At 68.6% G+C, this 6,889-nt stretch carries 8 protein-coding genes; 7 read left to right on the top strand and 1 reads right to left on the bottom strand.

The genetic code is table 11. The features are described from left to right. Positions 1 to 333: 333 nt before the first annotated feature. The 3 genes from lipA (at position 334) to L0P92_RS40355 (ending at position 2,522) form a co-directional block, all read left to right on the top strand. A complete protein-coding gene (gene lipA / locus L0P92_RS40365; protein ID WP_234768114.1) occupies positions 334 to 1,299 on the top strand; it encodes a lipoyl synthase in 966 nt (321 codons plus the stop codon). A gap of 256 nt (positions 1,300 to 1,555) precedes the next feature. Next, positions 1,556 to 1,756, top strand: coding sequence for an SCO2195 family GlnR-regulated protein (locus L0P92_RS40360; protein WP_234768113.1), 201 nt, complete (start codon positions 1,556 to 1,558; stop codon positions 1,754 to 1,756). Positions 1,757 to 1,820: 64 nt separating this feature from the next. Next, positions 1,821 to 2,522 (top strand): DUF4191 domain-containing protein, encoded by a 702-nt coding sequence (locus L0P92_RS40355; protein ID WP_234768112.1) that lies wholly within the window; start codon positions 1,821 to 1,823, stop codon positions 2,520 to 2,522. Between the two features lie 88 nt (positions 2,523 to 2,610). On the opposite strand, the gene L0P92_RS40350 is transcribed toward L0P92_RS40355, so the two are convergent. Then, complete coding sequence (locus tag L0P92_RS40350) at positions 2,611 to 3,078, bottom strand: RDD family protein (protein WP_234768111.1); 468 nt, start codon at positions 3,076 to 3,078, stop codon at positions 2,611 to 2,613. A gap of 197 nt (positions 3,079 to 3,275) precedes the next feature. On the opposite strand from L0P92_RS40350, the gene glnA reads away from it, so the two are divergent. The 4 genes from glnA (at position 3,276) to pspAB (ending at position 6,690) form a co-directional block, all read left to right on the top strand. Further along, positions 3,276 to 4,685 (top strand): type I glutamate--ammonia ligase, encoded by a 1,410-nt coding sequence (glnA, locus tag L0P92_RS40345; RefSeq protein ID WP_234768110.1) that lies wholly within the window; start codon positions 3,276 to 3,278, stop codon positions 4,683 to 4,685. 108 nt (positions 4,686 to 4,793) lie between these two features. Then, entirely contained in the window at positions 4,794 to 5,066 is a 273-nt protein-coding gene (locus tag L0P92_RS40340) for an SCO2583/SCO2584 N-terminal domain-containing protein (RefSeq protein WP_234768109.1), read from the top strand. A gap of 119 nt (positions 5,067 to 5,185) precedes the next feature. Next, positions 5,186 to 6,103 (top strand): zinc metalloprotease HtpX, encoded by a 918-nt coding sequence (gene htpX, locus L0P92_RS40335; RefSeq protein WP_234768108.1) that lies wholly within the window; start codon positions 5,186 to 5,188, stop codon positions 6,101 to 6,103. 2 nt (positions 6,104 to 6,105) lie between these two features. Further along, positions 6,106 to 6,690 carry a PspA-associated protein PspAB gene (gene pspAB, locus L0P92_RS40330; RefSeq protein ID WP_234768107.1) on the top strand — a complete coding sequence of 195 codons (585 nt, stop codon included), beginning with the start codon at positions 6,106 to 6,108 and terminating at the stop codon, positions 6,688 to 6,690. The last annotated feature ends 199 nt before the right edge of the window (positions 6,691 to 6,889 follow it).

The following is a 6,889-nucleotide window of genomic DNA, read 5'->3' as shown; positions in this document are numbered from 1 at the left end:
TCGCCCCCGCCGCCCCTACCCGTCCCATCCTTCTGGGGCTCCGCCCCAGACCCCGCTCCTCAAACGCCGGAGGGGCTGAGTTGTTCAGCCCGTCCGGCGTTTGAGGACGAGGCCCGAAGGGCCGATTCGGGGGTCTGGGGGCGGAGCCCCCAGAAGGGGCGCGGGGAACTGCGCGACCAGCCCCCACCGGGCCGCTCCCGAAGGACGACCCGGGAGGAAACGTGCGGTTCGGAGGAATGCGCCGACGTTCCGCAAGGTTGCCCAGCCCGGAGACGCAAAACGCACGGGCGTACCCTGGTGTACGCCGAAGAATCGAAGCTACAGGGAGCCGACGTGTCCGCAGTCTCACCCGACGGACGCAAGATGCTGCGCCTGGAGGTCCGCAACAGCCAGACCCCCATCGAGCGCAAGCCCGAGTGGATCAAGACCCGGGCGAAAATGGGCCCCGAGTACACGAAGATGCAGAACCTCGTGAAGAGCGAGGGCCTGCACACGGTCTGCCAGGAAGCCGGCTGCCCGAACATCTACGAGTGCTGGGAGGACCGCGAGGCGACCTTCCTCATCGGCGGCGACCAGTGCACCCGGCGCTGCGACTTCTGCCAGATCGACACCGGCAAGCCCGAGGCGCTGGACAGGGACGAGCCGAGGCGCGTCGGTGAGTCCGTGGTCACCATGGATCTCAACTACGCCACCATCACCGGCGTCGCCCGCGACGACCTCCCCGACGGCGGCGCCTGGCTGTACGCCGAGACGGTCCGCCAGATCCACCAGCAGACCGCCGAGCGCGAGGCCGGCCGCACCAAGGTCGAGCTGCTCGCCCCCGACTTCAACGCCGTACCGGAGCTCCTGGAGGAGGTCTTCGCCTCCCGCCCCGAGGTCTTCGCGCACAACGTCGAGACGGTCCCCCGGATCTTCAAGCGCATCCGCCCCGGCTTCCGCTACGAGCGCTCCCTGAAGGTCATCACCGAGGCCCGCGACTACGGCCTGGTCACCAAGTCCAACCTCATCCTCGGCATGGGCGAGACCCGCGAGGAGGTCAGCGAGGCACTCCGGCAGCTGCACGACGCCGGCTGCGAGCTCGTCACCATCACGCAGTACCTGCGCCCGTCCGTCCGCCACCACCCCGTGGAGCGCTGGGTCAAGCCGCACGAGTTCGTGGAGCTGAAGGAGGAGGCCGAGCAGATCGGCTTCTCCGGTGTGATGTCCGGCCCGCTGGTCCGGTCCTCCTACCGCGCCGGACGCCTCTACCAGATGGCCGTCGAGAAGCGTGGTTCCTTCGTCGCCTCGCAGGCCGTCTGATGGCACGGAGTGCCACTCGGTTCGTGTGAACCTGCGCACAAGCAACTACCCCTCGGTAGCCGCCGAATGACGCGGTCCTGGACGTCCCCGCAGATAGGGGGCCCATCAGGGCCGCGTCAAGCATTTCGGGCCACACATCAAGGCTTCATTGGTGTTTGACCGGTCGGTCACGCCCTGGTAACACCAATCAGTGACCCTGGTTGTACACCCCGTGCACCACCCACCGAAGCCGCCATCCCGAGGGGGGACCTCCACCATGCAGGCCGCGCCCGTTCGCGCCACCGCCATCCCGTCGTTCACCACTGCACTGCGTGCCGTCGAGTCGCTGCTGATGGGCAGCGGCCAGCGCACCGCCCGTCGCAACGCCTGGACGTCCGTGCTGGAGGACCGTCGTCGCGCCAAGGACCGGGTCGAGGCACAGCGCGTCCTGGACCAGGTCACCGTCGTCCGTCCCTGACCCTTCCCCGTCCGTGACGGCACTGCCGTCGTCGGCGCTCCACGGGCCACGTAGACTTCGTGGCATGGCGAGGAAGGACACGGCAGCGGACGCTGCGAACCCCGGGCGACTCAAGCAGATCGCTCTGACCTACAAGATGACCCGCAGGGCCGACAAGAAGATCGGTCTTGTACTCGCGGCTGTCGGAATCGTCACCTTCGGTGTCTTCCTCGCGATCGGTTTCTTGATCGGTCACCCCATCTATCTCGGCATCCTGGGCCTGCTGCTCGCCTTCCTCGCGTCGGCGATCGTGTTCGGGCGCCGGGCCGAGCGGGCGGCCTTCGGGCAGATGGAGGGCCAGCCGGGAGCGGCGGCGGCCGTACTGGACAACATCGGCCGGGGCTGGACGACGACGCCCGCGGTGGCGATGAACCGCAGCCAGGACGTGGTGCACCGGGCCGTCGGCAAGGCCGGCATCGTCCTGGTCGCCGAGGGCAACCCGAACCGGGTGAAGACCCTGCTGGCGGCCGAGAAGAAGAAGATGAACCGCATCGTCGCGGACGTGCCGGTGCACGATCTGATCGTCGGCGTCGGCGAGGACCAGGTCTCGCTGAAGAAGCTGCGGACCACGATGCTGAAGCTGCCCCGCGTGCTGTCCGGCCCCCAGGTGACCGCCACCAACGACCGGCTGAAGGCCATGGGGGATCTCATGAGCAATATGCCGTTGCCGAAAGGGCCTATGCCTAAAGGCATGAAACTCCCGAAGGGCGGGCCGAAGGCCCGTTGATCTCCCTCGCACGAGACAGCTCGTACGAGAAAGGGGGCGCCCGGATCATTCCGGGCGCCCCCTTCGTCGTACGCGAGGAGTGCGGCCGCTAGATGCGTACTTCCACGGTCCGCGCCAGCCGGTCGTGCAGGCCCCGGCCGTCGCGGTCCCAGATCAGGGCCGGGATCGCGACGCACAGCAGGGCGGTGCGCAGCAGGGCGCGCAGCGGGTTGACCGTGCCGGTCTCCAGGGTGACCACGCGGAGGCCGAAGAGGCGCTTGCCCGGGGTGTAGCCGACGGTGCCGACGGTCAGGACGCCCATCAGGAAGAAGAGGAGCAGGGCCCAGTTGCTGGTCGCCTGGCCGTAGCCGTCGGTGATGAGACCGTATGCGATCAACAGGCTGATGCCCCAGTCGACGGCCAGTGCTCCGAGCCGTCGGCCCGGGCGGGCGACGGAGCCCGGTCCGTCCTCCGGAAGGCCGAGCTGCTGACCCCGGTATCCGAAGTCGACACCCGCTTCCTCGGCGGCCGCGCGGGGGCCCGAGAGCCAGGATCCGATTGCTTGCCTCTTGTCCACCCGACCACCGTACTGTGCCCGTTTTGCGATGTGGACAGGTGGGGTGAGGTACGGGATGTCCGGTTAACGTGTGCGAAACAAATGGGTCACGCCCGAGAAATCACCCGTCCCTAGGGTCGAGGACAGCGTGTGCCACCGCACTGGCCGCACGAACGAACTACCACCCCGGTCGGACGGTCGGGAGTAGGAGGAGCTGGATGTTCCAGAACGCCGACGAGGCCAAGAAGTTCATCGCGGACGAGGACGTCAAGTTCGTCGACGTCCGATTCTGCGACCTGCCGGGCGTCATGCAGCACTTCACGGTGCCCGTCGAGGCGTTCGACCCGGACGAGGAGCTCGCCTTCGACGGTTCGTCGATCCGTGGTTTCCAGGCGATCCACGAGTCCGACATGGCGCTGCGCGCGGACCTGTCGACCGCCCGGGTCGACCCGTTCCGCCGTGACAAGACGCTCAACATCAACTTCTTCATCCACGACCCGATCACCGGCGAGCAGTACAGCCGTGACCCGCGGAACGTGGCGAAGAAGGCCGAGGCCTACCTCGCCTCCACCGGGATCGCCGACACCGCGTACTTCGGCCCCGAGGCCGAGTTCTACGTGTTCGACAGCGTGCGCTTCGCCACCGGCGCGAACGAGTCCTTCTACCACATCGACTCCGAGGCGGGCGCCTGGAACACCGGCGCCCTCGAGGACAACCGTGGTTACAAGGTCCGCTACAAGGGCGGCTACTTCCCGGTCCCGCCGGTCGACCACTTCGCCGACCTGCGTGCCGAGATCTCCCTGGAGCTGGACAAGCAGGGCCTGAAGGTCGAGCGCCAGCACCACGAGGTGGGCACCGCCGGCCAGGCCGAGATCAACTACAAGTTCAACACGCTGCTCGCCGCGGCCGACGACCTGATGCTCTTCAAGTACATCGTGAAGAACGTCGCCTGGCGCAACGGCAAGACCGCGACCTTCATGCCGAAGCCGATCTTCGGTGACAACGGCTCGGGCATGCACGTCCACCAGTCGCTGTGGACCGGCGGCCAGCCGCTGTTCTACGACGAGGCCGGCTACGCGGGCCTGTCGGACACCGCCCGCTACTACATCGGCGGCATCCTCAAGCACGCCCCGTCGCTGCTGGCCTTCACCAACCCGACGGTGAACTCGTACCACCGTCTGGTCCCGGGCTTCGAGGCGCCGATCAACCTGGTGTACTCGCAGCGCAACCGCTCCGCCGCGATGCGTATCCCGATCACGGGTTCCAACCCGAAGGCCAAGCGCGTCGAGTTCCGCGCGCCCGACTCCTCCGGCAACCCGTACCTGGCCTTCTCGGCCCTGCTGCTCGCGGGTCTGGACGGCATCAAGAACAAGATCGAGCCGGCCGAGCCGATCGACAAGGACCTCTACGAGCTGGCTCCCGAGGAGCACGCGAACGTGGCGCAGGTCCCGACCTCGCTCCCGGCCGTCCTCGACTCGCTCGAGGCCGACCACGAGTTCCTCCTCCAGGGCGACGTCTTCACGCCGGACCTGATCGAGACGTGGATCGACTACAAGCGCACCAACGAGATCGCTCCGCTGCAGCTGCGTCCGCACCCGCACGAGTTCGAGCTCTACTTCGACGTGTGATCGGCGCCTGACCGAGGCATCTGCGCCCGCGCCCCCGCTGTCATACCGACGGCGGGGGCGCGGGCGTATGTTCTATTCTGCCGTTGAGACGACACGGGGGTGGAGACGATGCCGCAGCGGCACGGACAGGACGAACCGGAGCGCGAGTTCGACCTGAGATGGGCGGACGACGCCGAGCACAAGGAGCCCTCGGCGCGGGCCCGGATGCTCGCCGCCCGGTGGAAGGAGAACCCGCCCGGTCCGGTGCCGTTCCGGGCCGAGCCCGATCATGTGGCGCGGCGGCAGCGCCGTTCGGGCTGGGTGTCCACGGCCATCGTGCTGGGCTGTGTCGCCGGGGTGATCGTGCTGCTGGGGTACGTCAACTTCCGCGGGGCCTACTAGCGGCGCCGGGGCCTGTGGCCTTTGCTGGGCCTAGGGCCGATCACGACCCGTTCATGGGGGTCACCGGGTGCACACTGGGCAGTGGGACGAGTGCCTGAGTGTGCGCGGGGTGATGCGAGATGCAGAGCCGGTTCCACAGTGATCGGCGGTTGACCGCCCGGATGGGGATCACTCTGGTTTTGCTCGGGTTGTTGTACGTGGCGTTCATCGCCGCGTTGATCGTGCTGCTGAAGTCCTGGGTGCTGGTCGTGGTCGTGGCGGCCGGGCTGCTGGGGGCGCAGTACTGGTTCTCCGACCGGGTCGCGCTGTTCGCGATGCGGGGGCGGGTCGTGGAGCGGGAGGAGTATCCCGAGCTGCACGGGGTCGTGGACCGGCTGTGTGCCCTGGCCGACATGCCGAAGCCCGTGGTGGCGGTGTCGGAGATGGACATGCCGAACGCGTTCGCGACCGGGCGGAATCCCGATCACGCCGTGGTCTGTGTGACCACGGGGCTGCTGCGGCGGCTGGAGCCGGACGAGCTGGAGGGTGTGCTCGCGCACGAGCTGTCGCATGTGGCGCACAAGGACGTCGCCGTGATCACCGTCGCCTCGTTCCTCGGGGTGATCGCGGGGCTGATCGTGCGGTTCGCCTTCTACAGCCAGCTGTTCGGGGGCGGGCGCCGCGACCAGAACACCGCCGTGGTCTTCGCCGCCGTACTGGGTGTGTCGGCGGCCGTCTACGCGATCAGCTTCCTGTTGATCCGGGCCCTGTCCCGGTACCGGGAGCTGGCCGCCGACCGGGCCGCGGCGCTGCTCACCGGGCGGCCCTCGGCGCTGGCCTCCGCGCTGACCAAGGTGTCGGGGGACATCGCCCGGATTCCCACCAAGGACCTGCGCACGGCGCAGGCGTTCAACGCCTTCTACTTCACGCCCGCCCTCGGCCGGGAGCCCGGCGTGGCGCGGGTCTTCTCCACCCACCCGAGCCTGGAGCAGCGGCTCGACCAACTGGGACGGATCTCCGCCGAGCTGGGCGAGGCAGCGGCTCCCGGAGGGGTGTGAGCATGGGGCTGCTGGACATCCTGTTCGGCCGGACGAAGCCGGTCGCGCCCGATCTCGACCAGCTCTTCGGGCTGCCGTCGGCCGCGGTGACCCTGGAGGCGGCGGCCGGGTTCCGGCCGACCGGCAGCGGGGCGGTGTGCTTCGCCACGGTCGAGGGCGCCGTCTTCGAGCAGACGCACCGCGAGGTGCAGGCGCTGCTGGACGCGGACGCCGAGCGCGAGGGACGGCCGGTGCGGCTGACGCGGGACGACTACGGCTACTCGTGGCTGGTCTCCACCCGCAAACCCGACGATCTGCCGGAGCTGGTCAACGACCTGCACGCGGTGAACAGCGCGATGGAGGTCAACGGCTTCGGGCCGCAACTGCTGTGTTCGCTGGCCGGGTTCGAGGACGACACGGGCAGACGGCTGGCCCTCGTCTACCTCTACAAGCGGGGCACGTTCTACCCGTTCGCGCCGCTGACCGGCACCGCGGAACGGCGTGACAACCCCTTGGAACTGCGGGTGAAGGCGACCCTCACCAACGACCTGCGGATCGAGCAGGACCTGGGCCGCTGGTTCCCGCTGTGGGGCGCCCCCGGCCTGTGACCGGAGGCGCCGTTGGCTGCCGACTACCAGCGGAACGGGTCTCACTTGCTCTTCTCGCGCTCCTGACGGCGGGCTTCGAGGGGACGCTCGCGGCGGTAGCGGCGCTCCCACTTGGCCTGCATGTCACGACGGTCGCGGTAGGAGCGGTAGTCCGCCGGCACGGAGCCGCCCGCCGTCAGGAGCGCGAGAAGAGCAAGTG

Source organism: Streptomyces muensis (assembly GCF_021474425.1).
Lineage (GTDB): Bacteria > Actinomycetota > Actinomycetes > Streptomycetales > Streptomycetaceae > Streptomyces > Streptomyces muensis.
The sequence above is the reverse complement of the archived record's forward strand: the minus strand, read 5'-3'. Positions and strand labels throughout refer to the sequence as shown.

What these genes read in the sequence shown, in the direction of transcription:
- L0P92_RS40360 (WP_234768113.1), top strand. Translation starts at nt 1,556, where the DNA reads ATGCAGGCCGCGCCCGTTCGCGCCACCGCCATCCCGTCGTTCACCACT.
- L0P92_RS40355 (WP_234768112.1), top strand. Translation starts at nt 1,821, where the DNA reads ATGGCGAGGAAGGACACGGCAGCGGACGCTGCGAACCCCGGGCGACTC.
- glnA (WP_234768110.1), top strand. Translation starts at nt 3,276, where the DNA reads ATGTTCCAGAACGCCGACGAGGCCAAGAAGTTCATCGCGGACGAGGAC.
- L0P92_RS40340 (WP_234768109.1), top strand. Translation starts at nt 4,794, where the DNA reads ATGCCGCAGCGGCACGGACAGGACGAACCGGAGCGCGAGTTCGACCTG.
- htpX (WP_234768108.1), top strand. Translation starts at nt 5,186, where the DNA reads ATGCAGAGCCGGTTCCACAGTGATCGGCGGTTGACCGCCCGGATGGGG.
- pspAB (WP_234768107.1), top strand. Translation starts at nt 6,106, where the DNA reads ATGGGGCTGCTGGACATCCTGTTCGGCCGGACGAAGCCGGTCGCGCCC.